This is a genomic window from Nonomuraea sp. NPDC049421 (assembly GCF_040677005.1).
GTDB classification, from domain to species: domain Bacteria; phylum Actinomycetota; class Actinomycetes; order Streptosporangiales; family Streptosporangiaceae; genus Nonomuraea; species Nonomuraea salmonea.
This window is the reverse complement of sequence record NZ_JBFAQA010000050.1, coordinates 16,360-38,088: the sequence shown is the minus strand read 5'-3', so window position 1 is coordinate 38,088 and position 21,729 is coordinate 16,360. Positions and strand designations below refer to the sequence as shown.

Here is a 21,729-nt window from a genome sequence, read left to right as displayed (position 1 = left end):
GGCAGGGAATCGTATCCGAATGATTACCCTGAGTTAGTGCGCAGGGTAATCGACAGGCGGGCGTGGGCCTGGGCCGTCGCCAGTTCGGCGGCCTGGGACGGGGTGGTGGCCAGGACGAGGAGGGCGCCTTCCTGGGACGCGCTTGAGCGGGCCGGTTTCGGGATGGTGATCACCGTGGTGTCCGTGGCGATCTCGCGGGCCGGCGCCGTCTGGTCGTGGGCGGCCAGGACGGTGATGGTCGAGCCGGGGGCCAGGAGGGAGGCCGTGGCGGGGTCGGCGATGCGTACCGGGGTCGCCACCAGGCCGGGTGGCAGCGGGTAGGTGGACAGGAGGCGGACGTCGGTCAGCGGTTCGCCGCGGCGCATGGGGGTGGCCAGGGTCTGGCCTCGGGGGAGGGTGCGTACGGCTCCGGCAGGCGGGGGGTCGAGGGCGGCGGGGCGGAAGTCGGCGGCGCTGAGCGGGCCCGGGCGCAGGTCGCGTACGGCCACCAGGACCGTGGGGGCGGCGGGCGCCGGGCGGGTGGCGAGGTAGGCGGTCACGACGGAGACGGCGGCGAGCGCCGCCGCGATGAGGCGGCGGCGACGGCCGTAGCGGGACAGCCAGGCTCCGATCACGGCAGCTCGAACGGGAGCTTGATGCCGTCGAGCGCCTGGCCGCAGGAGCACGTGCGCTCTTCGGGCAGCGACTCGACGGTCTGGGCGATCAGGGTGCGCATGCGCGTGACGTTTTGGGCGAAGAACTCGAGGACCTCGTCGTGGGTGACGCCCTGGCCGGCCTCGACGCCTGCGTCGTGGTCGGTCACCAGGGAGACGGAGGTGTAGCAGAGGGCCAGCTCGCGGGCCAGGATCGCCTCGGGGAAGCCGGTCATGCCGACGATGGACCAGCCGTTGGCGGCGTACCACTGCGACTCGGCGCGCGTGGAGAAGCGCGGGCCCTCGATGACGACCAGCGTGCCGCCGTCGACGGTCTCCCAGCCGCCGGAACGGGCGGTCTGTACGGCGACCGCGCGGCCCGACGGGCAGTAGGGGTCGGCGAACGAGACGTGGACGGCACCGTCGATGTCGTAGTAAGTCTGTGCGCGGCCGGAGGTGCGGTCGACGAGCTGGTCGGGGACCACGAGAGTGCCGGGGCCGTATTCGGCCTTGAGTGACCCTACGGCGCTGGGCGCCAGCACCTGACGGACGCCGAGGGAGCGCAGCGCCCACAGGTTGGCGCGGTAGGGGATGCGGTGGGGCGGGAAACGGTGATCTCTGCCGTGGCGGGGGATGAACGCCACCGTGCGGGAGCCGATGCGTCCGATGGTGACGACGTCGCTCGGGGGGCCGTAGGGGGTGGCGAGCTCGACCTCCTCCGCATCGTCGAGCAGGGAGTAGAAGCCGGAACCGCCGATGACGCCGATGTCTGCGCGAGTGACCATGGCGCTGAGAGTAGCCGCAGTGGCCGGCGGTGATGGAACCCGAACGGGGTTCTGTGGATAACGCGGCCGCAGGGCGAATTTGCTGGCTGGCGCGAAGAATGTGCGGGGTGTGCGCGACTGGTGCATCCAGATGTGGGCGTGCTCGACCGTATATGCGGGCGTGCGCGACCGGTACGTCTATATGCAGGCGTGTATATGCAGGCGTGCGCGACCGGTGCCGCGGCTTCAGGGCGAACGAGCGGGTTCCGCCCCAGTGCACGGATAAGTGACCGGAGGCGGGCAAGCCACCAGGCAGAGGTAGGCGGCCAGGCTCGGGCAAGTGATCGGGCGCGAGCGAGCGACCGGGCGCGGGCAGACCACGCCGCGGGGGATCAAGCGCGGAGGTTCAGGTTCAGCTGACCTGCGACCGGCCAAGGAAGCGGGCGACGGCGGGCCAGCTGGCCTGCGGCCGGCAGGGGAAGCGGGCGACGGCGGGCCAGCTGGCCTGCGGCCGGCAGGGGAAGCGGGCGACGGCGGGCCAGCTGACCTGCGGCGATCAGCTGGAAGCGGCGGCGGGAGCGGGGGAGCTGGTCGAGGACGAGCTGGACGACCCCGAGTCCGATGACGACGACTTGCTCTCCCCGGACTTCGGCGAGGAAGACGAAGAAGAGGGCGAGGAAGAAGAGGACGTCGAGGACGAGCGGTTGTCGGTCCGGTAGAAGCCCGAGCCCTTGAACACGATGCCGACCGCGGAGAACACCTTCCGCAGGTTCCCCTGGCAGCTAGGGCAGACCGTCAACGCATCGTCTGTGAACTTCTGGACCACCTCGAGCTGCTCACCGCAGTCGTTGCAGGCGTACTGATAAGTCGGCACGCGCTCCTCCTTACAAGCTTTGGCACTCGAGCGATGCGACTGCTAATGGTAACCGATAGGTCCAAACACCTATTCCAGCCCCCGCTCTCCGTACCAGCCGGCCAGCTTGCCGCGGCGGTTGACCGCGCGCAGGCGGCGTTCGACCTGGTCGCGGCAGGCGGCGGTGGCGACGATGAGGAGCTGGTCGTCGGTACGCAGGCGGGTGGAGCCGGTGGGGACGAACGATCGGCCGTCCCGTACGACGAGCGTCACGGCGGCGCCGGCGGGCAGCCGCAGCTCGAAGACCTCGACCCCGTGCAGCAGCGACTCCGGGGGGATCTTGACCTGCAGCAGGTCGGCGTGCAGCTCCTCGAGGGGAGCCGACTCGACGGACAGGTCGTGCGCCTCGGCGGGGGCGCTCACCCCGAGCAGCCGCGCCGCGTACGGCAGGGTCGGCCCCTGGAGCAGGGTGAACACGATGACGATCACGAAGACCTGGTTGAAGATTTCCTTGGAGCCCTCGATGCCGGCCGCCCAGGGGATGGTCGCGAGGACGATCGGCACGGCGCCCCGCAGGCCGGCCCACGACAGGAACGCCTGCTCGCGCCAGGTCACCCGGTCCAGCCGCAGCAGCCGGGCGAGCAGCGAGGAGACGGCGACGGACAGCGGGCGGGCGACGAGCGCGAGGACGGTGCCGGTGATCAGGCCGGGTACGACGGCCGACGGCAGCTCCTCGATGTGGGCCAGCATGCCGAGCATGACGAACAGCCCGATCTGCGCCAGCCACGCGGCCCCTTCCGCGAAGCTCCTGGTCGCGGCGCGGTGGGGGAGGTGCGAGTTGCCGAGGATGAGCCCGGCGAGGTAGACGGCCAGGAAACCGGAGCCGTGCAGGAGGACGGCGCCGCCGTACGAGACGAAGGTCAGGGCCAGGACGGCGATGGGGTACAGGCCGGAGGCGGGCAGGGCGACGTGGCGCAGCGCGTACGCGCCGGCGGGCCCGACGGCGAGCCCGACCGCCGCGCCGATGACGAGTTCCAGAGCCGTCTCGAGGAGGAACGTTCCAAGGCCCGCTGACGTTTGTGAAGCGCCGGTGAGCAGGACGACCGCGATGACCGTCGGCGCGTCGTTGAAGCCGGACTCCGCCTCCAGGACGCCGCCCAGGCGCGGCGGCAGCGGCAGCCTGCGCAGCACGGAGAAGACGGCGGCGGCGTCGGTGGAGGCGAGGACCGCGCCGACGATCAGCGCGGTCCGTACGTCGAAGCCGAGCGGCCCCTGGATGACGAACGCGACGATGAGGATGCTCACCGCCACGCCCACGGTGGCCAGTACCAGGGCCAACGGGACGGAACGGCGTACATGCGACCAGTTGGTGGTGAGCCCGCCCTCGGCGAGGATCACCGCCAGCGCCCACAGGCCGATCTGCTGGGCGACCTGCGGGTTCTCGGTGGGGAAACCGATCCCGGAGAGCCCCAGGGCCAGTCCGAAACCGAGGAAGACCAGGAGGCTGGGCAGGCCGGTGCGGTGCACCAGCCGTACGGACGCGATGGCCGCGATGACGACGGCGGCGCCGAGGAGGAGCGAGACGTCAAGCGTCATCTGACCCCCTCCTCCTGCACCGCCGTCACATCAGCCTAGTGATGCCCGAGGGGGTGGCGGCGTAGCGTACGCGCTGGTCGTGGGGCTCGTGCGGGACGCCGTCGATCAGCTCACCGTCGTGCAGCAGCGCCACGGTCGGGACGTTGGGGCCGACGCGGGCGAGCGCGCGGTCGTACGAGCCGCCGCCCCGCCCCAGGCGGACGCCGGTGACGCGGTCGACGGCCAGGGCGGGGACGATGACGAGGGCGGCGGTGCGTACGGCGTCGACGCCGCGCCGCGTGTCGACCGGCTCCATGATCCCGTAGCGGCCTGGCGCGAGCGTGTCGGGCCCGTCGTACACCGCCCAATCCAGGTCGTTGTCGGCACGCAGGACCGGCAGGATGACGGTGGCGCCATGTTTCCAGAGAGCGAACACCAGTCCGTGCGTCTCCGGCTCCGACCCCGTTGACCAGTAGCAGGCCACCAGACCGGCCATCTGCGCCCACGGTTGTTCGAGCAGCGTTTCGCGGACCTTGATGGCGTTTGCCCGCACTTGATCGGGGGAGAGTGCGATACGCGCCGCGTTCAGCTCGCGACGGAGGTTCAACTTGTCCACAGATCCCTCCACTAGGGTCTAACTCATGGCTGACTTCGACCCTGTGACGAAAGCCGTCGTGCCCGCCGCGGGTCTGGGCACCCGGTTCCTTCCGGCGACCAAGGCGACACCCAAAGAGATGCTGCCCATCGTCGACAAGCCCGCGATCCAGTATGTCGTCGAGGAGGCCGCCTCCGCCGGGCTGCTCGACGTTCTCATGGTCACCGGCAAGAACAAGCGCTCGATCGAAGACCACTTCGACCGGGCCTTCGAGCTGGAGGAGGCGCTGGAGGCGAAGGGCGACGAGCACCGGTTGTCCCAGGTCCGCGAGCCGGCCTCGCTGGCCACGCTGCACTACGTACGCCAAGGCGAGCCCAAGGGGCTCGGCCACGCCGTGCTGTGCGCCAAGCACCACGTGGGCGACCACCCGTTCGCCTGCCTGCTCGGCGACGACCTCATCGACTATCGCGACAACCTGCTGCGCCGCATGATCGAGGTGCGCGACACGTTCGGCGGAAGCGTGATCGCGCTGATGGAGGTGCCCAAGGAGTCGGTCTCGCTGTACGGCGTGGCGACCATCGAGGCCACCGCCGAGGACGACGTCGTCCGCGTGACCGACCTCGTCGAGAAGCCGCCGGCCGACGAGGCGCCGTCCAACTGGGCGATCATCGGCCGTTACGTCATCGACCCCGCGGTCTTCGAGGTCCTGGAGAACACGCCCCCCGGGCGCGGCGGGGAGATCCAGCTCACCGACGCGCTGCGTACGCTGGCCCAGCGCGGCCGCGACGAGGGCGGTCCCGTGCACGGCGTGCTGTTCAGGGGACGCCGCTACGACACGGGCGACAAGCTCGACTATCTGCGGACGGTGGTGAAGTTCGCGGCGGACCGGGAGGATCTGGCGCCGGAGTTCGTGCCGTGGCTGCGGGAGTTCCTCGATGAAATCAGTTGACGCGCATCTGGCCGAGATCCTGGCCACTGTACGTCCGCTGGCCCCCCTTGAGCTCGAACTGGAGCAGGCGCTCGGCACGACGCTGGCCGAGGACATCTCCTCGCCGGTGCCGCTGCCGCCCTTCGACAACTCGGCCATGGACGGCTACGCGGTGCGGGCCGAGGACGTCGCGCGCGCGCCCGTGACGCTGCCGGTGATCGACGACGTCGCGGCGGGGTCGCTGGAGCTGCGGGCCGTCGGGCCAGGCCACAGCGTGCGCATCATGACCGGTGCCCCGCTGCCGGCGGGCGCCGACGCGGTGGTGCCGGTGGAGTGGACGGACGGGGGCACGGTCTCCGTACGCATCGACCGCGCCGCCGAGCTCGGCAACGCCGTGCGGCGGGCGGGTGAGGACGTACAGGCCGGCGAGGTCGTGCTCAAGGCCGGCACCATGATCGGCCCCGCCCAGCTCGGCATCATCGCCGGGGTGGGGCGGCGGCGGGTGCGGGCGCGGCCGCGTCCGCGCGTGGTCGTCATCTCGACGGGCGCGGAGCTGGTCGAGCCGGGCGGCACGCTCGCGCCCGGCCAGATCTGGGACTCCAACAGCTACACCCTCACCGCCGCCGTACGCCAGGCCGGAGCCGACGGCTTCCGCGCCGGCTCGGTCGGGGACGATCCGGGCATCCTGCTCGACCGGCTCGACACCCATCTCGTACGCGCCGACGCGATCATCACCAGCGGCGGGGTGTCGATGGGTGCGTACGAGCCCGTCAAGGAGGCCCTGGCGCCGCTCGGCACCGTCCGCTTCGAGAAGGTGGCCATGCAGCCGGGCATGCCGCAGGGCTTCGGCGTGCTGGGGGAGGACCAGGTGCCGATCTTCGCCCTGCCGGGCAACCCGGTGTCGTCCTTCGTGTCGTTCATGCTGTTCGTCCGCCCGGCTCTCGACAAGATGCGCGGTCTGCCCGGCGGCATGCCCCGCACACTGACCGCGCGCACGGCGGGGCCGCTGCGGTCGCCGTCCGGGCGGCGGTCCTATCTGCGCGGTGTCCTCGCCGACGACGGCACGGTGGCGCCCGCCCACGGGCAGGGCTCCCACCAGCTCGCCGCGCTGGCCGCGGCGAACGCGCTGATCGTGGTGCCGGAAGACGTGACCGAGGTCGACGCGGGGTCCTCGGTGGAGGTGATCAGGCTGTGAGCGAGCTGACCCACATCGACGAGACCGGCGCCGCCCGCATGGTCGACGTCTCTGCCAAGGACGTCTCCGCCCGTACGGCCGTCGCCAGCGGACGCGTGCTGCTGACGGCCGAGACGGTGGCGCTGCTGCGGTCGGGCGAGGTGCCCAAGGGCGACGCGCTGGGCGTGGCCAGGATCGCCGGGATCATGGGGGCGAAACGTACGCCCGATCTGATCCCGCTCTGCCATCCCATCGCGCTGCACGGCGTGAAGGTGACGCTCGACGTCGAGGACTGGGGCGTGGCCATCACGTGCCGGGTGAAGACCGCCGACCGCACGGGCGTGGAGATGGAGGCGCTGACCGCGGTGTCCGTGGCGGCGCTCGCGCTGATCGACATGGTCAAGGCGGTCGATCCCGGCGCGGTGATCACCGACGTGCGGGTGGAGGAGAAGCTCGGCGGCAAGACCGGCCGGTGGACGCGGGACGGGGCATGATGCGCGCCTTGGTGATCACGGTGTCGAACCGGGCGTCGGCCGGGATTTATGCGGATAAATCCGGGCCGTTGCTGGCGTCGTTGCTGCGTGACGAGGTCGGCTGCGAGGTCGAGGGGCCCGTGGTGGTGCCCGACGGCGAGCCGGTGGAGGCTGCGCTGCGTGACGGGGTCGCGGGGGGTTATGACGTCATCGTGACCACCGGGGGCACCGGGTTGACGCCGATGGATCTGACGCCGGAGATGACCGCTCGGGTGATTTCTCGGGAAATTCCCGGTATAGCGGAGGCAATTCGTCAGGCTAATCGCGAGAAGGTGCCGACCTCGATCCTCTCGCGCGGATTGGCCGGACAGGCAGGGGAAACCTTGATCATTAATTTGCCCGGATCCTCCGGCGGCGTACGCGATGGCGTCGCCGTACTCGCGCCCATTCTCCGCCACGCCGTCGACCAGATCCGCGGCGGTGATCATCCGCGCTGACCGGGATTCGGCCGGTCACCCCGTGGCGACATCGTGCCCGATAGGGGGATGATGAGAGATGTGGATCGACTTCGTGGCTGGCCGGCGACACTCAACGAAGGTCCGGTAGGCCTCCGGCCGCTACGGTTGGGCGACGTACGCGTATGGCGCGAGACGCGAGTGCGCAATGCCGACTGGCTGCGCCCGTGGGAGCCGAGCAACCCCGAGACGCCCCTGTTCAGGACCGGTCTCGGCCCCTACGTCTCCATGGTCGGCACCCTGCGGCGCGAGGCCAGGCAGGGGCTGGCGCTGCCGTGGGTGGTGACGTACAACGGGCGTTTCGCGGGCCAGCTCACCGTCGGCGCCATCGTGTGGGGATCCGCCCGTTCTGCCCAGGTCGGCTACTGGATCGACGGGGCTCTGGCGGGTCGCGGCATCACGCCCACCGCCCTCGCGATGGCCGTTGACCACTGCTTTTTCACCACCGGATTGCATCGGCTCGAAGCGAACATCCGCCCCGAGAATCACGCCAGCCGTAGGGTGGTTGAGAAGCTCGGTTTCAGGGAAGAAGGCATTCGGCGGCGCCAACTCCACATCGACGGAGCCTGGCGCGACCACATTTGCTACGCGTTGACCGTCGAGGACGTTCCCGGCGGGCTGCTCGTGCAATGGCGTCGCGCGCGTGAGTCAGCGGCTCACGGGGGGTCCTCCGTCGAAGAGGTTTGACGATCTCGCGACACACCGCACCGAATGCTCGTCAATCAGTGACACGCGGTCTTACGGTGCGTGACGTGAGCACATTCAAGGCGCGACGAGCACAACCGCGTCTTTGTGCTGCCCGGAGGTGGTGGTCGTGAGCCCCGTCCTCCTCTATCTCGCCATCGTCATCATGTGGCTCTGCGTCCTGATTCCGATGTGGCTGCGCAGAGACAAGACAAATCTCGCCGAGCTGGCCGAGCTCGAAGAGTATTACACCGGCGAGCACCAACTGCCCGATCTCGACAACCTGGCCCCATCCGATCCCGATGAGGACGACGGCACACCGCCGGTCGAGATCGAGAAGGTCGACGTCCGCCAGTTCCGGCTCCGGCGCCGCGCCATCATCGTCGCCCGCCGGCGCCGCCTGCTCTTCTTCACCGCGCTGCTGGTGCTGGCCTCCATCGTGACGGCCGCGGTCCAGATGATGCCGTGGTGGGGGGTGGCGCCGTCCGTCGTCGTCACGCTGACGTACATGGCGTTTCTGCGCATCGCCGTACAGGTGGACAGGGAACGCCGCGAACGCGCCCGCCAGGCGCGCGCTGAGCGCCGCCGGCGGCTACGCGAGCAGCGCCGCGCCGCCGCCGAGGCGGAGGCCGAAGTCATCGACTTCACGCCGATGCACGCCGACGTCCTCTTCGACCAGTACGCCGAACCACCCAAGCGGGCGGTGGGCGACTGAAACGGTGGCGCGAGGACTCTCTGGAGTTTGCTAATCTAGTCGAGTCCTTGGGGATGTAGCGCAGTCCGGTAGCGCACTTCGTTCGCATCGAAGGGGTCAGGGGTTCGAATCCCCTCATCTCCACCAGGAAGTTGCAGGTGAGAAGGGTCTCTGGAGCAATCCAGGGGCCCTTTTCTCATGTCTGGAAGTCGATGGGAGCCAATCGGGGAGCCATCTCACTCGGACTCTCTACCCGTGTCGGCTGTCGCCGAAGATGGTGTTCATCGTGTCGGCACCCTTGGTGATCACTGGCCGTAGCTGGTGCCGGTAGACCGCTTCTGTGACGCTGGTGCCCGCGTGCCCGACGAGATCGGCGATGGTCTCGATGGGTACGCCTTGGTCACTCATGATCGAGACGAACGAGTGACGCAGTTCTCGGGGACTCCAAGTGGTTCCGAGTCCCGCTGCCTTGGTGATCTTCCGGAATGCCCGTCGTACGTTCGAGGCGTCCAGTGGGGTGCCGACACTCGTGCAGAACACCAGGTTGTGATCCTGCCATGCCTCACCGATCTTGAGCTTCTGGGCGGCTTGGCTGACGTGGTGCTGCCGGAGTGCCTGAGCTGCCAGCTTGGGCAGTTCTAGCGTGCGCCTGGACTTACGGGTCTTGGTGTCTCCTCCTTCGCGCTCGGAGCGCCATACGAAGATGGCGAACTTCGTGTACTTGAACCCCGCCTCGGTCACCGGCTGCCAGGACTTGAGCTTGGGAACCCACGCCACAACGTGATCCCAGCGCAGTGCCCGAGCTTCCTCGGTGCGGATACCTGTCGTGAGGCTGATCACCACGTAGGCGTGGAGTTCGGACGGCTTGGCTGCATTGAGCACCGCTTCGGCTTGTTGCCGGGTGAGTGCCTTGCTCGGCCGTCCGTTCGTGCCCGTGGGCGTGGTGACCAGGTCAGCAACATTTCTGAGCACCATGTCGCGTGCCTGAGCTTGCCGGATAGCCCGCTTCAGTACGCCGTGGGTCTCCCGCAAGGTGGTGGTGGCCAGTTTGCCGGCGAGCCGGTCAAGCCATTCGTCCACGTGATCCGCGCGTAGTTGCTGGAGCTTGATCTTGCCAAGCCCAGGGATGACGTGCGTCTCGGCGAGGGTGCGTAGCTTGGTGACGGTCTTCTCGGATCGGCCCTTGAGGCCCTTGCTCAGCCAGTCGTTGACGGCATCGCACACGGTGTAGGTCTCCGACGCGGTGACGCCGGACTCAAGCGCTTTGACGGCCTTGATCAGCTTGTCTTTGACCACGGCCTTGGTTCTGCCCTTGCGCTTGAGGCGCTGGCGTTTGCCGTCGGGGCCGAATCCGAGGGAGATGGCTCCGGTGAAGCCGTCGCCCTCGGGATAGATGGTCGCTTCGTACTTGCCGATCAGGATCTTGGCCAAGGGATCACCCCTTCTCGTGACGGTTGAGGTACTCCTCGATCGCCTTCCTGATCACCCACGACACATCTCGCTCCTGCGACTCGGCGTACTTGCGGAGACGGTCTTTGAGTTCCGTGTCCACGCGTACGGGAGGCAGGGTCGTTCGGTCGCTCGTCATAGACGGCTTCCTTTCGTGTCATGCAGTTATCAAGAGGCGCTCGCCGGGTTGTGCGGTGGTGCCGCACAACCCGACTCTGTAGAACGTTGTAGCACGCTGCTCTACGCCTCGTCCATGGCCTCCAGCGAAGAGACGAACTCGGCAAGGTGGCGATCGGTGATCCGGCGCAGCTTGCCGATCTTGATGCTCTTGAGCTGGCCGGTGCGGAGAAGGAAGTAGACCTTGTCACGTCCGACGCTCAGCATCTCCGCGACTTGTTCGACGGTGTACGCCTGCATGTGCATCCCCCTCTCGGTCGTCGGCTTGTGCGGCTCCCTCACGGTCATCGGTAACGGCGTGTGATTGTCCGTCCGTTCGTCCGTCCGCGCCTGTCACGCCCTCTACACGCGCAGACGCGCGGACGGACGCGGACGGCGGACGCGGACGATTACGGATCGTGCACCTCTGGGAGGGCTCGCCAGCGGCCCCGAGAGACCTGCTCGACCTGACGGGCACGGCTCAGGTCCTGGAGGCGTTGGTAGACCCACGTACGGCGCATGCCGGTCTCACGCATGAGATCGCCGATGCTCACGCCGTCGCTCGGGGCCTGTCTCAGCGTGGCTGTGAGTATCTCCTCAGCAGTCCGTACGGTGCTGTCGCGCGCATGTCGGGGCGACGGTCGGGCGGTGGGCTGAGCTGGTATGGGGGGCATCTCAGCCGCGCGTTCCAGGGCTTGGGCCGATATCTCGTCGAGGGGTGGGCGGTGCTGCGCGTGCTGTTCGGCGGTGGCCTGTACGCCCTCGTCGTCGAGCAGGTAGCTGCGGGCGCGGCGGGGGATGTCGTGTTCCGGGGAGCTGATCAGGAACTTGCCGGGGGCGTCCAGCTTGTGCGGGTGCCATCCGGCCTTGACCATGCCCTGTCCCAGGACGAGATCCCCATCGCGGGCTTCCCGGACGCGGAAGCACAGCCGGACGTCCATTTGGGAGCGGACCGCGCTCTTGCCCATCGCGTCCTTGGACGGGCGTTGGGTGGCGGCTATTAGGTTGACCGCAGGCGCTCGGCCACGCCGGGCGATGGAGTCGGCGTAGTCGATCGCGCGTGGGGCTTCGCTGGCCAGTTCGGCGTATTCGTCGATGACGATGATCAGCGCCGGTCTGTCCGGTGATGGCTCCCACACGCGTTCGCCTCGCCTGGTGAGGTCGTCGGCGCGGCCGTCGAGGATGACGACGGCATCGGCGAGCAGGGTCTCTGCTTCCTGTGGGGTGGTGGCGATGCGGCCGATGCACGATGCCCAGGGCAGCAGCTCCATGCCGCGTTTGAGGTCGACGGCCCACAGGATCACGTCCTGGCAGGCGGTCAGGTCGCCGAGCAGGACGTTGACGCCACCGGACTTGCCGGCCCCCGACATGCCCGCGAACAGGGCGTGTCGTCTGAGCAGGGGGACGCGTACGGGTGCTCCGTCCTCGAACAGTCCGAGCTTGGTGGGTTGGGTGATGGAGGTGATGGACGGGCCTGGCCAGGTGATGGCGTTGGCGTGCGGGTCGGTCTCGATCACCCGGACATCGGCGCGGTTGGCCTTCTTGCTGGCCACGGGCTGAACGCGGATGCCGCCGCGTGTGGTGCCGAGTGCCGATTCCAGGCGGGGGACGGCGTTGATGGCGTCTTCGACGGTCTGGCCGACTCCGAGTCCGAGGCGGAAGCGGTAGCCCCACAGGTCCACCATGGCCGATTGGATGCGGGACCCGGCCAGGCCGACGGCTTGGGCGATGTCCGGCCAGGCGGCCAGTGTGCGCTCCACCCGTACGCGGGCACGCCTGCGGCGGTGCGCCCACCAGGGCACGGCCAGCACGATGGTGCCGATGCCCAGGACGGCGGGCAGGGGGTTCGTGAACGGGCCGAAGTGGGTTGCCAGGGCGAGCCAGGTTCCGGCGAACGCCGTGGTGGCGGCGGCGTAGCCGCGTTCGATCGGGCGTGGCAGGTTGACCCACCGGCCCCCGATGGCCAGCGCGCCCGCCACGATGACAGTGGCGATGATCAGGGTGGGCCACCATTCGGGGAACCAGTGCCGCATGGCGAGGCTTGCGATCAGGAGGGACGTGGCCATGGTGAGTGGGGCGAGTTCGGAGCGGTATCGCCAGGCCAGACGGGCGATACTGGCGATGGCCAGGGGTGCGAACTCCAGGTCTTCAATGCCGGCGACGGGCTGGACGCCGTAGCGTCGCATCCGGCGTGCGTTGCGGCGTATCTCGTGGCGTGAGGCGCGGTGCCGGCTCATCGGCTCTCACCGGCCGTCTGGTCGGAGTGGGTCTGGGCGTGCAACTCGTCGCGCACGTAGTACAGGGGGTCGTCGTCGCCGTCGTGGTCGGCCGCCAGGGTGGCGCGGATGGCGGCGAGCAGGTTGGCGCGCTGGTGGCGGATGCTGGTCAGCTCCGCGCGTAGGCCGGTGACCTCGTCAATTAGGGTCTCGATGTCGTCGAGCGCTGCGATCACGTACGCCCGGACGGATGGCGGAGAGGTCGGGGTGAGCGCCGTCAGGAGTTGGGCGGCGGTGGTGTTGCGGTGGGCTACCTCCTGGAGATCGGTGTGCGGGTAGGGGTGGCGGTGGGTCATCAGGCATCACGTCCTTCGGTCGGGGACGGGGGTCAGTGGCTGGTGAGCCAGCTCAATGCGGCGCGCATGATGGCGCGGATGTCGGGTGCGAGTGTGGTGGCGGCCAGTAGGAAGCCGAACAGCAGCGTGATCAGCGCGTGCCACCAGCGCAGTCCCAGGTAGCGCCAGGCGATGAACACCAGCGCGCCGAACACGAGCACCAGCGGGACGGTGACGGTCATGGGCTTCACCTCCTCTCGCAGACGGGTTCGATAGGTGGTGGGGGTCAGATGCCGTCGTGGCGGGACTTGCGGCGGTGCCAGCGCCAGCGGGCGCGGCACTTGCGGCACCGCTGGTTGCCGGGCGTTGCGGGGGCGCCGCACGGGCACCGGCCAGGCAGGAACGGGAACGTGCGCATCAAGGCTTCACCTCCTCCCGGCATAGGCGGTCGGCCGGCCGCGGTGGGCGTAGGTGCCCAGCAGGCGGCGGCTCAGGGCTCCGGTGGGGGCGTGGCGGCGGTCCTCGGCACGGATCACGGCGACCGCCACCACGAACAGCGCCAGCGTGGCGACCGACAGGGCCAGGGCCAGGAACACGACGAACAGTCCGATGTCCACTGCTCACGCCCCCTCGATCTCGTCGAGGGCGATCGCGTCGCGGTAGGAGTCGCGCGCGGCGCGGCGCTCGATCGCGGCTTGGGTGATGAGGACGGCTTCGTAGCGGACGCTGCCGAAGGTGATGCCGGCGACGTGGTGCCCGTTCTCGGCTATGGGCGTGGTGCCCAGCAGGGCGGCGATGCGCCCGACTTCGGTGATCGCCTCAGCCTCGGTGGAGGCGTCGGTGTCGTAGTTGGTGTGTACCGACACCCGGACGGGTCCGTATCTGGGAACGGGCACCTGCGGGTGGCTGTCCAGGAACGCCGCCAGGGCGCACAATCCGCTGATCAGTTCGCGGCGGTGGTGGTGCTGAGCTGGGCTCATCTAGATCACATCCCTTCCGTTTCCGGTGACCTACGAGGTGAAGGTAGGTTCCGGGGAAGGGGTGAACCCATCGCGCGATGTGATCATGCAATGAGATCAAAAACATTCGGCGATGAGATGGATCAAATCCCGTGGTGAGATAACCCCCAGCTCACGGCACGCGTCCATGAAGAGACCCCCGACAGAGCCCTTGGGAACTGGCGCTCGCGCGAGCGCAGAAGACTCTGCCGGGGGCGTTGACGCGACGACGCAGGACGCGGGGCAAGGTGTGAGCGAGCCGGTCAACCGCACCGTCGCGCGTCTGTGGGGCCTCCCTCAGGGTTGATCCGGCACGGGCTCCATTCCGTGCAGCTCGACGACCTGAGCGGTGGCGAGCGCATAGGGGTGGTGCTGGAAGTCATCCCAGGCAACGAACACGTTGTGAGCCGTGGGCATGACCGTGTTGAGCAGCCCGGGACGGTACAGGTCCGCCAGCACGCCGACACTGCGGGCCGCGGTCACGGTGAAGACGGTGAAGTCCTCACGCAACATGGGGCACTCCTCCAGCGCCTTCGGAATGCACCGCCAGCAGGTCGGCGGGGCGTTGGTGCGTCCGCTGTGCAGCCCGGTGCGCTCGAACACCGTCTTGGTCAGCGGCCACGGGATCAGACCCGACGCGGAATCGGTCGCTGGGGTGCCGCACACCTGGCACAGCAGCTTGTCCATGCACCTCCACTGCCTGCGCGTGTTCAGCTTGCGCATGCGCTCCGTGCCACGCGTGGCTGGATGGTCACGAAGGTCGCGGGTACGGGCTCGCAGGATGCCGCCCTCGCTGCGCACTTTCGCCGCGTGCAGGCTCACCCAGTCGCCGGGACGTGATGGCAGGTAGGCCAGTCGCAATCTGCCCGCATGCGGTACGAACCCGATCGGGTCGTTCACCAGCTCGTTGGCGAACGCGATGGTGTACGGGATCGTCGAGTAGCCGCTCACGCCAGACCGCCCCTCTGGAGTGGCATCTCGCCGGACGGGGCCGGGGTGGGCTGGGAGTGCTTAGCCGGGGCAGATCGCAAGTCTCCGATGCGCGCGGCGATGCGCCTGGCTGCTCTCTGCGGCTCTGCCGATGGGTGCCAGGCGTAGATGGGGCGATCTCGTCGATCGTTCCAGCCTGAACACCACCAAAAGAGATCTCCGTTCGTCCACACGACCAGGCCGCGTGAAACCGACACCACGGCCAGCCCGTAGCCGTCGTTCACATCGGTTGTGATCCCATGGGCGGCCAGCTCTCGTTGCAGCCGGACAGCCACGGCAACGGCGGTGATGGGAGCGAGACGAGGCGTCTCTTGCTCCGGAGTCATGTGCCGGCCTCCCGCAATCGGTTCACCGATCAATGGATGGCGGAAGCCAGACAAATGCGGATCTTCGAAACTACTCAGATCAGCTCTGACCTGCGCCACGGACTGATGTGAGGTTTCCAAGCAAAGCGGTTCCGCATAATCTCACCGTGAGATCTCACGGTGTGATGGACTAAGAACAGCTCCACTACTCCCGGAAGGCAGCGCTACCAGGGGAACGGAACGCCGCCATGACGATGGACCAAGAGCGAGTTCGCCATGTCCTTGAGACTGTTTTCGCACGTCAGGACGTGGAAGATGTCTGCAAACAGCGTGATCTCGGCGGCGTTATCCGCATCCTGACCAAGTACGGCATCACCCAGGGCCAGATCTCGAACCTCACCGGAATCCCTCAAGGGCGCGTCAGCGAGTACAAGAGCGGCAAGCGCGTCCCGACCGCAAAGCATACATTTGAGTCGTTTGCTGATGGTTTGGGCATGCCTGGCCACTTGCGACGCCATCTGGGCTTGGCGTCCTCCGGTGGCGGGGGCGGTGTGCGAGTCGTCAGCGATGGGGTGCAGATCCCCACGGACACATTCGACTTGCAGCTCTTCGCTGAAGCGATCGGGAAAAGGGGCGAGCCGTTGAAGCGCCGCGAACTACTGGCCATGGTCGGACAACTCGGTGCCCAGTCAGCTCTGGCTCAAAGTGAGGCATGGGAGAAAGTAGCCTTCGCTCTGTCCAGGCCCAGCGCCATTGACGAAGCCGTCGTCCGGGAGATGGAAGCGAGAGCCGCCGGATTCCACCGCCTCGAAGAGATGCTCCCTGCCCACACGATCTTCAAGGGCTTGGCGGCCCACCTGAATGAGGTCGGCACCATCCTGAACGGCACAGCTGCGGACCCCAAGGACGAGCTTCGTAGACGCTTGATCGTGGTCGCCGGCGAAAGCAGCGTGCTTGCCGGTTGGATCGCAACGGACCTCGGCAACATCTCGGCGGCACGGAACTTCTACGATACCGCCGAGAAGGCGTCGAAAGAAGCCGACGATCCAGCAATCATCGCGTGTGCATTCGGATACAGAAGCTACATTCCGAGCGGCAAGGGTAACCACGGAAGAGCCCGAGCCCTCCTGACAACGGCTCTACAGCACCTGCCCAAGGACACCTCCCCGGGAACCACATCATGGCTTGCCGCCAGACACGCGGAAGAAAGCGCCGCACTCGGAGAAAGCGACGCAGCCCTTCAGTCATGGGAGGCGGCACGCGAAGCGTTCAACATCGCTGACCCGGAGGAGGACCGCGTATGGACTCGGTTCCTGGACCGGGATCGGTTCGACTCCTTCGCCATCTCCACCTACGCACAGATCGGCCAACTGAACGAGGCTGAGGCGGTTGCGCATGCGGTTATATCACGACTGTCCGAGGTGGAGAGGAAACGGGCAGGCATCATTCTTGGCGACATTGCCACGGCCCATATCGTCCATGGCTCAGTACAAGAGGCGGCAAGAGCAGCTAGGGAAGGTCTCACCGTCATTCGCGAGACGGAATCCGGCATTTGGCTGCCACGATTCATCGTTCTCGGAGAAGCGCTCAGGCGCTGGCAGACTCAACCACTAGTCCGCGCCTTCCTGGAAGAATTGGCTGTTACGAAGCGTCAGTTCTCTGCGTCTCCGCGCTGATCCAGCTAAGGTAGTCGTCGTTTCCTGCGGCGATTTCAGTTGCGATGATTTCTGGTGTCTCATAACTGTGGTTGGCTTTGATGTGGTTCTCAAGCGCGTCGAGCAGGGCACGCGTCGTCTTGATGACCAACTGCCATTCCTGCTCGTCACGTAATGAGCCTCGCCACCAGTACACGGACCGAATCGGCCCGATGATCTGTACGCCAGCGGCGAGCCGTTGCGAGGTGATGCTACGCGCCAGAGCAGCGCCCTCGTCAGCGCTCGGCACGGTGGTCATGACCTGTAGGTAATCCATTATAACTCAGTTCCCCTTGAGTCGAGGGTGGTTATCCATACTGGTTCCCACAGTAGAGTTATCGATAGATATAAGCATTCCTCGCAGGGTCAATTCCTTTGTTCCATTTTTTCCGCTGCTCCAGTTTCACGGTCTGCGTACGACAATTAGTCTATACTCCCCACGGGAATTCGCAGCCTCGCGAGCGCTGCACGCCCGCGCGCCCCCATGTGATGGGTGTGGTCAGCTCTGGGAAAGATCCAGCTGGTCGATCGGCTCAACCTCAGGACTGAGTCGTTTTCGCACGCGACGCAAGGTATTCACGAATGAGCGAGTGAGAAAACGTATATCCGCCCAGAGATGGAATCAGCACGGACATTTTTTGGAGCGAATAGAAGCTATGCCAGTACGGATTAGGGAGAAGTCTCGTTTTGCTAGCTAATTGCCATCCTGTGTAGCGGAAAATTAGCTCTATGCCACCATTTGCGAGTGCGGAGATGATGGCGAATGGCACTATAAAATAAGGCAGAATTACAGCTAGTGGAATAGGAGTAATTTCCTTGTATGCCATACTCCAAGGCAGGCCCCACATGAACATCGATAGATACATTGCACCGGCAACAATGCCCATGCTTGCCAAGCTTGATGCGATAAGGCTGCGATTCTCTTGACCTGGATATTTCGGAAGTACCGACTCTGTGCTACTTGTTGTGCTCGCGCGAATTAGTGCCAGGCCAGGATAGATTCCAACCATCACAGTTAGTGCGAAGTAAGCAGTACCAATCGCTTGATTGCCCAGCTGTCCAGCATGCATTAGTCCGTTTGCTATGGCTCCAAGTAGACAGTATGCCACTATCCATCTTATCAAGATAGTGAATATCGCCTTCCTCTCTATTGGGCCGTTCTGGAAGCCGTCTGACCTCTTGAGCCAGGAAACTGCATATATGCGCAACATCGCAACAAATGCAACTACGCTAACTATTGTGCTGCCTGCATATACAGGGAATGTTTCAGCGCCTTCGATCAGCCAGAGATATGGCAGCCGAACTCCAAGGTATATGCTGGCGAAAATAGCGCTCGCATACCAGGCGGCCCGTCGCGCAACCGTCTGCTTTAGTGTCGGAGTTATGTGAGTGCGCGGGAGTCGGTCTGGATAGAATACGCTCTCATTCTGAAGAGTCAGGTGGGCAGCAAGTCGCGGGAGCCATCCATTCAGTCCGAGATCGGCCTTTGGGTGTCTCTTTGTTGCTCGTGATTCTACTCTGGCAAAAAATTCTGTTAAGATCGTCGCCTTCCATGAGCCGCGCACGAGCTTAATTGTCTCCGACGGTGCGTCTGCATAGACGTTTAGTGCCAGCGCGATAAATAGCGGAGTGCGCAGTAGGTCTCGAAGCTTCCTGTCTGATCTTATCTTCTTCGATAGTCCGCTATAGACAGCTTCGCGTTGTTCAACTATTTCTAAAACCGCCTGATGTGTAAGTGACAGCAACTCAAGTTGGCCGCGCACATTAAGTCCCGCCTTCACTGCTCGGTACTCTGCAGCTCTTGATGCAATCACAAAATCATTCAAGCCGTACTGGTTCATCATCTCATTAATCTTAGCCACACACGTGACTCGGCGCCTGCGTTCTAACTCGTCCAGGCCATCAAAGATGAGCGCAAGATCTCCTTGTGTAGCCCACCACTCAACGAGATCTCTAGAAATGCCATAGTTCTGTGTGATGGAGTTGAGGCACCAAGAGATGAAGTCGCCTTCCGAGATCCACCCCGCCAAATCAATATAGAACGGAATGGGTGTGTCGGAATTCTTTCGTGCACTATCAACGAGATGGCTGGCCAGGCCGAGAAGTGCGTAGGTTTTTCCGCTGCCGCCATCTCCCAGAATAGCTAGTCGCCCCGATGCTCGCTGCAAAGCGTCGAGTGTACTATTTATTGTTGTATCCCTTCCGGAACGATAGAGATTTCCGCGCGTATCCTTTTTTATGTCGACATACGTCTTCGGTGCGTCAAGGACGAGCTCGCCCGAGTTCTCGAGCCAGATAGATGACAGCCTGTCGATCTGACGTGGAAGGATTTGTTGGACGAGTTTCTTGCGTGCCCTTCTCGTCCGACTGTCACGGATGATCGCAGGCTGATGCTCAGCGCTTCCCCACTGGCTCACTGCGGTGGCCAGTACGACGCAGACCGTTGCCGCTATGAAACATATGGCCTGAATCCACCACATACCTTCAACGCGGTTGACGAGGACTCCTGTAGCGACCGTGAGTATCGCGAAGAGTGAGAGACCCAACCTCTTGCGGTTCTTAGGTGAGATCGCGCGCATAAGTCATAGATACCTCAAGAGGCGGAAGCGGGAGAAGGAAGCCGGGAAATTACGCAGGCACAGGCGGTTACTGGACCGCGCTGGTTGCCGAAAGCCGTCGGGATGCGATGGCCAGGGCAGGTGCGGGCTAGGTTGGCGGGCGCCTCCTGCTTGGCGGTATCAACGGTCAGCGTTAGCGACCTATTGGTCGAGGTCAGCAGTGCTCTGTCTTGTTCCTTGCTTGCTGACGGTGCAAATCTTGGGCGAGTCACGGAGGAAAGTGGGGGTATCGGAGGTTCTCCGGGGCATCGCCGTTGACCATGCTGTGGTTAGGCAGGTTGGCACTTCGACGAGGGCCTGCCACTCGGCGGGACCGTGCTGTTCCAGGACGGCGCCTGGTAGCTACGGCTATGAGTCGCGATCGTCGTTTGGTCATCGCGAAGGGATATCTGACGAGCATGGGGGTGTCCTCAGGGGAACGCCCGCCGTTGTCGTCCCCAAGTAGTCGTTGGTCATAGGGCTCCTCTCCACTCATGGGGAGGAGCTACGGGAGCCAATCTTGGGAGCCACCGCCTTGCGGCTCCCGCAGACTGCACGCGTCCTCCCTGGAGCGTTCTGTAGGGTGAGAGGCACCCGATCGACTCAGATCGACATGATCAGACTGGCCTGTTTTCCTTCGCATCGAAGGGGTCAGGGGTTCGAATCCCCTCATCTCCACCCAGGGCCGTTCGTGGAACGGCCGGACTGAAGTGACGGGGTCCCGTCCGATCATCTGCATCGGACGGGATTTCGTGTTTTCCGGAGTCTTCGGATCCTTGGGTGAGGCTGCATCTGGCTCGTGTGGCGTTCGTGGCGAGGGGAGCCGGAAGGCGAAGGGGATGGCCAGCGGTTCGACCGCCAGCCATCCCCGGCCTTTTGCTAGATCGCGGCCTTGTCCAGAATGGCGGCCACCTCATCGGCCCTGAACAGGAACCCCACGTGTGAGGTGTCCAGGGTGTGCACGTCGTACGGGTTGCCGGGTGTCAGGGCGTCCGCTTCGGCGATCAGCCTGTCCTGCATGGCCACCGGCAGGGATCGGTCGCCGGTCAGGCGGATGTAGGTGCGGGCGATCGTGCCCCACGTGGCGGCCTCGACGCGGGCGTCGGCCGTCATCACCGCGATCGACTCGTCCGGCTGCAGGATGTTGAGGAACGCACGGAACTGCTCGTCGCTGACGTCCGCCATGGTCGCGGCCTTGAGCGCGTCGAGCAGGTCCGCGTCCGCGGTGCGGTAGTTGGCCCGTCCGGCGCCGAGCCGGGCGGGGTCACCGACGTTGAACGCGGCCAGCGGGCCCATCAGGTTGCCGGCGAACTCCGGCTCCTGCATGTACTCGATCGGGTTGGCGCGCTGCACGCACGACCAGGCCGAGATGTAGACGAGCCGATCCACCAGGTCGGGAATCGCGTTGCCCACCCCGGTGATGGTCAGGCCGCCCAGGCTGGCCGCCACCAGCACCACGGGCCCGTGCTCGGCCACGCGGTGCACGACGTCGATGACCGTGTCGACGTTGTGCTGCAGGGTGACCCCGGCCAGCGTCGACGGCTCGACCGCCCACGCCTCGAGGTCCTGGGGGGCCTGGTAGGCGAGCGGGTACTGCGCGTCGAGGCCATGGCCCGGCAGATCGACGGCGTAGCTGCGGTGGCCGAGCAACGCCAGCTCGCGCTGGACGGGAGCCCACATGAAAGAGCTGCTGCCGGAGCCGTGAACCAGGACGAACGTGGGCGACGACGGGTGGTTGGAGATGGATCGCATGAAGAACAGTCCGTTTCGTGGGAAGGCATGGCGAACATGCCTGCGTTGCTGGGAACGGCGTGCGATAGCCGGGTGAGAACGCGGCAGGACAAGCCGTGAAAATGAAGCCGGCGGTCGGCGCGCATGCGAGCGGAATCCATGCGGTGCGCGGCTTGTGCCACAGCACCTGTCTGCGGGATCGCCGCAAATTGCGCTGGTCGCTGAACGACCAGCGGGCAAACCGCTTCAGCTATTACGAAGACGGATGAACTTCTCGATCATGTATGAGAGCGTATCAGCGGTCGGTGCCGCGCATGCGCCTCCGAGTCCGGGAAACGATCAACAGGCATGCCGGGCAGCGATCTTCTCAG

General features: G+C 65.8%; 26 protein-coding genes and 1 tRNA gene. 9 read left to right on the top strand and 18 right to left on the bottom strand.

Annotated elements, in window-relative coordinates:
* Positions 1-23 precede the first annotated feature (23 nt).
* The 5 genes from AB0K18_RS48125 to AB0K18_RS48105 all read right to left on the bottom strand — a co-directional run bounded on the left by AB0K18_RS48125 (position 24) and on the right by AB0K18_RS48105 (position 4,440).
* The gene (locus AB0K18_RS48125; protein WP_364929202.1) at positions 24-614 is read right to left on the bottom strand and encodes a flagellar biosynthesis protein FlgA; all 591 of its coding nucleotides are present in this window, start codon (positions 612-614) and stop codon (positions 24-26) included.
* Positions 611-1,417, bottom strand: a complete 807-nt coding sequence (locus tag AB0K18_RS48120; RefSeq protein WP_364929199.1) for an S-methyl-5'-thioadenosine phosphorylase — start codon at positions 1,415-1,417, stop codon at positions 611-613. Before AB0K18_RS48120 ends, AB0K18_RS48125 begins: the two co-directional genes overlap by 4 nt.
* Positions 1,418-1,952: 535 nt before the next feature.
* Positions 1,953-2,270, bottom strand: a complete 318-nt coding sequence (locus AB0K18_RS48115) for an FmdB family zinc ribbon protein (RefSeq protein ID WP_364929197.1) — start codon at positions 2,268-2,270, stop codon at positions 1,953-1,955.
* Positions 2,271-2,339: 69 nt separating this feature from the next.
* The gene (locus AB0K18_RS48110; RefSeq protein WP_364929194.1) at positions 2,340-3,845 is read right to left on the bottom strand and encodes a potassium/proton antiporter; all 1,506 of its coding nucleotides are present in this window, start codon (positions 3,843-3,845) and stop codon (positions 2,340-2,342) included.
* A 25-nt stretch (positions 3,846-3,870) separates the two neighbouring features.
* On the bottom strand, positions 3,871-4,440 hold the full coding sequence (locus tag AB0K18_RS48105) for a 5-formyltetrahydrofolate cyclo-ligase (protein WP_364929191.1): 570 nt from the start codon (positions 4,438-4,440) through the stop codon (positions 3,871-3,873).
* 25 nt (positions 4,441-4,465) lie between these two features.
* On the opposite strand from AB0K18_RS48105, the gene galU reads away from it, so the two are divergent.
* The 7 genes from galU (at position 4,466) to AB0K18_RS48070 (ending at position 9,034) form a co-directional block, all read left to right on the top strand.
* Entirely contained in the window at positions 4,466-5,368 is a 903-nt protein-coding gene (galU, locus tag AB0K18_RS48100) for a UTP--glucose-1-phosphate uridylyltransferase GalU (RefSeq protein WP_364929188.1), read from the top strand.
* Complete coding sequence (glp, locus tag AB0K18_RS48095) at positions 5,355-6,542, top strand: gephyrin-like molybdotransferase Glp (protein ID WP_364929185.1); 1,188 nt, start codon at positions 5,355-5,357, stop codon at positions 6,540-6,542. The genes galU and glp overlap by 14 nt, the downstream gene beginning before the upstream one ends.
* A complete protein-coding gene (gene moaC, locus AB0K18_RS48090; protein WP_364565083.1) occupies positions 6,539-7,015 on the top strand; it encodes a cyclic pyranopterin monophosphate synthase MoaC in 477 nt (158 codons plus the stop codon). The genes glp and moaC overlap by 4 nt, the downstream gene beginning before the upstream one ends.
* A complete protein-coding gene (locus tag AB0K18_RS48085; protein ID WP_364929249.1) occupies positions 7,015-7,491 on the top strand; it encodes a MogA/MoaB family molybdenum cofactor biosynthesis protein in 477 nt (158 codons plus the stop codon). The genes moaC and AB0K18_RS48085 overlap by 1 nt, the downstream gene beginning before the upstream one ends.
* 51 nt (positions 7,492-7,542) lie before the next feature.
* On the top strand, positions 7,543-8,196 hold the full coding sequence (locus AB0K18_RS48080) for a GNAT family protein (protein ID WP_364929246.1): 654 nt from the start codon (positions 7,543-7,545) through the stop codon (positions 8,194-8,196).
* 127 nt (positions 8,197-8,323) lie between these two features.
* A complete protein-coding gene (locus AB0K18_RS48075) occupies positions 8,324-8,908 on the top strand; it encodes a hypothetical protein (RefSeq protein ID WP_364929182.1) in 585 nt (194 codons plus the stop codon).
* A 49-nt stretch (positions 8,909-8,957) separates the two neighbouring features.
* Positions 8,958-9,034, top strand: a tRNA-Ala gene (locus AB0K18_RS48070).
* Positions 9,035-9,136: 102 nt separating this feature from the next.
* Here AB0K18_RS48070 and AB0K18_RS48065 read toward each other — a convergent pair.
* The 10 genes from AB0K18_RS48065 to AB0K18_RS48020 all read right to left on the bottom strand — a co-directional run bounded on the left by AB0K18_RS48065 (position 9,137) and on the right by AB0K18_RS48020 (position 14,992).
* Complete coding sequence (locus AB0K18_RS48065; RefSeq protein WP_364929179.1) at positions 9,137-10,318, bottom strand: site-specific integrase; 1,182 nt, start codon at positions 10,316-10,318, stop codon at positions 9,137-9,139.
* 4 nt (positions 10,319-10,322) lie between these two features.
* Entirely contained in the window at positions 10,323-10,475 is a 153-nt protein-coding gene (locus AB0K18_RS48060) for a ribbon-helix-helix domain-containing protein (RefSeq protein WP_106240258.1), read from the bottom strand.
* Positions 10,476-10,576: 101 nt separating this feature from the next.
* Positions 10,577-10,801, bottom strand: coding sequence for a helix-turn-helix domain-containing protein (locus tag AB0K18_RS48055; protein WP_364929177.1), 225 nt, complete (start codon positions 10,799-10,801; stop codon positions 10,577-10,579).
* Between the two features lie 101 nt (positions 10,802-10,902).
* A complete protein-coding gene (locus AB0K18_RS48050; RefSeq protein ID WP_364929174.1) occupies positions 10,903-12,678 on the bottom strand; it encodes a cell division protein FtsK in 1,776 nt (591 codons plus the stop codon).
* A 47-nt stretch (positions 12,679-12,725) separates the two neighbouring features.
* Positions 12,726-13,064, bottom strand: coding sequence for a hypothetical protein (locus tag AB0K18_RS48045; RefSeq protein WP_364929172.1), 339 nt, complete (start codon positions 13,062-13,064; stop codon positions 12,726-12,728).
* A 32-nt stretch (positions 13,065-13,096) separates the two neighbouring features.
* Entirely contained in the window at positions 13,097-13,285 is a 189-nt protein-coding gene (locus tag AB0K18_RS48040; protein WP_364929169.1) for a hypothetical protein, read from the bottom strand.
* Positions 13,286-13,329: 44 nt separating this feature from the next.
* The gene (locus tag AB0K18_RS48035) at positions 13,330-13,461 is read right to left on the bottom strand and encodes a hypothetical protein (protein WP_364929166.1); all 132 of its coding nucleotides are present in this window, start codon (positions 13,459-13,461) and stop codon (positions 13,330-13,332) included.
* A gap of 7 nt (positions 13,462-13,468) precedes the next feature.
* A complete protein-coding gene (locus AB0K18_RS48030; RefSeq protein ID WP_364929163.1) occupies positions 13,469-13,660 on the bottom strand; it encodes a hypothetical protein in 192 nt (63 codons plus the stop codon).
* Positions 13,661-13,663: 3 nt separating this feature from the next.
* A complete protein-coding gene (locus AB0K18_RS48025) occupies positions 13,664-14,023 on the bottom strand; it encodes a hypothetical protein (protein WP_364929161.1) in 360 nt (119 codons plus the stop codon).
* Between the two features lie 315 nt (positions 14,024-14,338).
* Positions 14,339-14,992 (bottom strand): hypothetical protein, encoded by a 654-nt coding sequence (locus tag AB0K18_RS48020; protein WP_364929158.1) that lies wholly within the window; start codon positions 14,990-14,992, stop codon positions 14,339-14,341.
* 592 nt (positions 14,993-15,584) lie between these two features.
* Between AB0K18_RS48020 and AB0K18_RS48015 the strand changes: the two genes are divergently transcribed.
* The gene (locus tag AB0K18_RS48015) at positions 15,585-17,012 is read left to right on the top strand and encodes a helix-turn-helix transcriptional regulator (protein ID WP_364929155.1); all 1,428 of its coding nucleotides are present in this window, start codon (positions 15,585-15,587) and stop codon (positions 17,010-17,012) included.
* On the opposite strand, the gene cutA is transcribed toward AB0K18_RS48015, so the two are convergent.
* The 3 genes from cutA to AB0K18_RS48000 form a co-directional block, all read right to left on the bottom strand.
* Positions 16,978-17,289 (bottom strand): divalent-cation tolerance protein CutA, encoded by a 312-nt coding sequence (gene cutA / locus AB0K18_RS48010; protein ID WP_364929153.1) that lies wholly within the window; start codon positions 17,287-17,289, stop codon positions 16,978-16,980. The two genes, AB0K18_RS48015 and cutA, sit on opposite strands and share 35 nt — an antisense overlap.
* 280 nt (positions 17,290-17,569) lie before the next feature.
* Positions 17,570-19,609 carry a hypothetical protein gene (locus AB0K18_RS48005; protein WP_364929151.1) on the bottom strand — a complete coding sequence of 680 codons (2,040 nt, stop codon included), beginning with the start codon at positions 19,607-19,609 and terminating at the stop codon, positions 17,570-17,572.
* An 897-nt stretch (positions 19,610-20,506) separates the two neighbouring features.
* Positions 20,507-21,379 (bottom strand): alpha/beta fold hydrolase, encoded by an 873-nt coding sequence (locus tag AB0K18_RS48000; protein ID WP_364929148.1) that lies wholly within the window; start codon positions 21,377-21,379, stop codon positions 20,507-20,509.
* 95 nt (positions 21,380-21,474) lie between these two features.
* Here AB0K18_RS48000 and AB0K18_RS47995 point away from each other — a divergent pair, with 95 nt between their 5' ends.
* Positions 21,475-21,627: a hypothetical protein gene (locus AB0K18_RS47995; protein WP_364929145.1), complete on the top strand. Its 153-nt coding sequence runs from the start codon at positions 21,475-21,477 to the stop codon at positions 21,625-21,627.
* Positions 21,628-21,729: the final 102 nt, after the last annotated feature.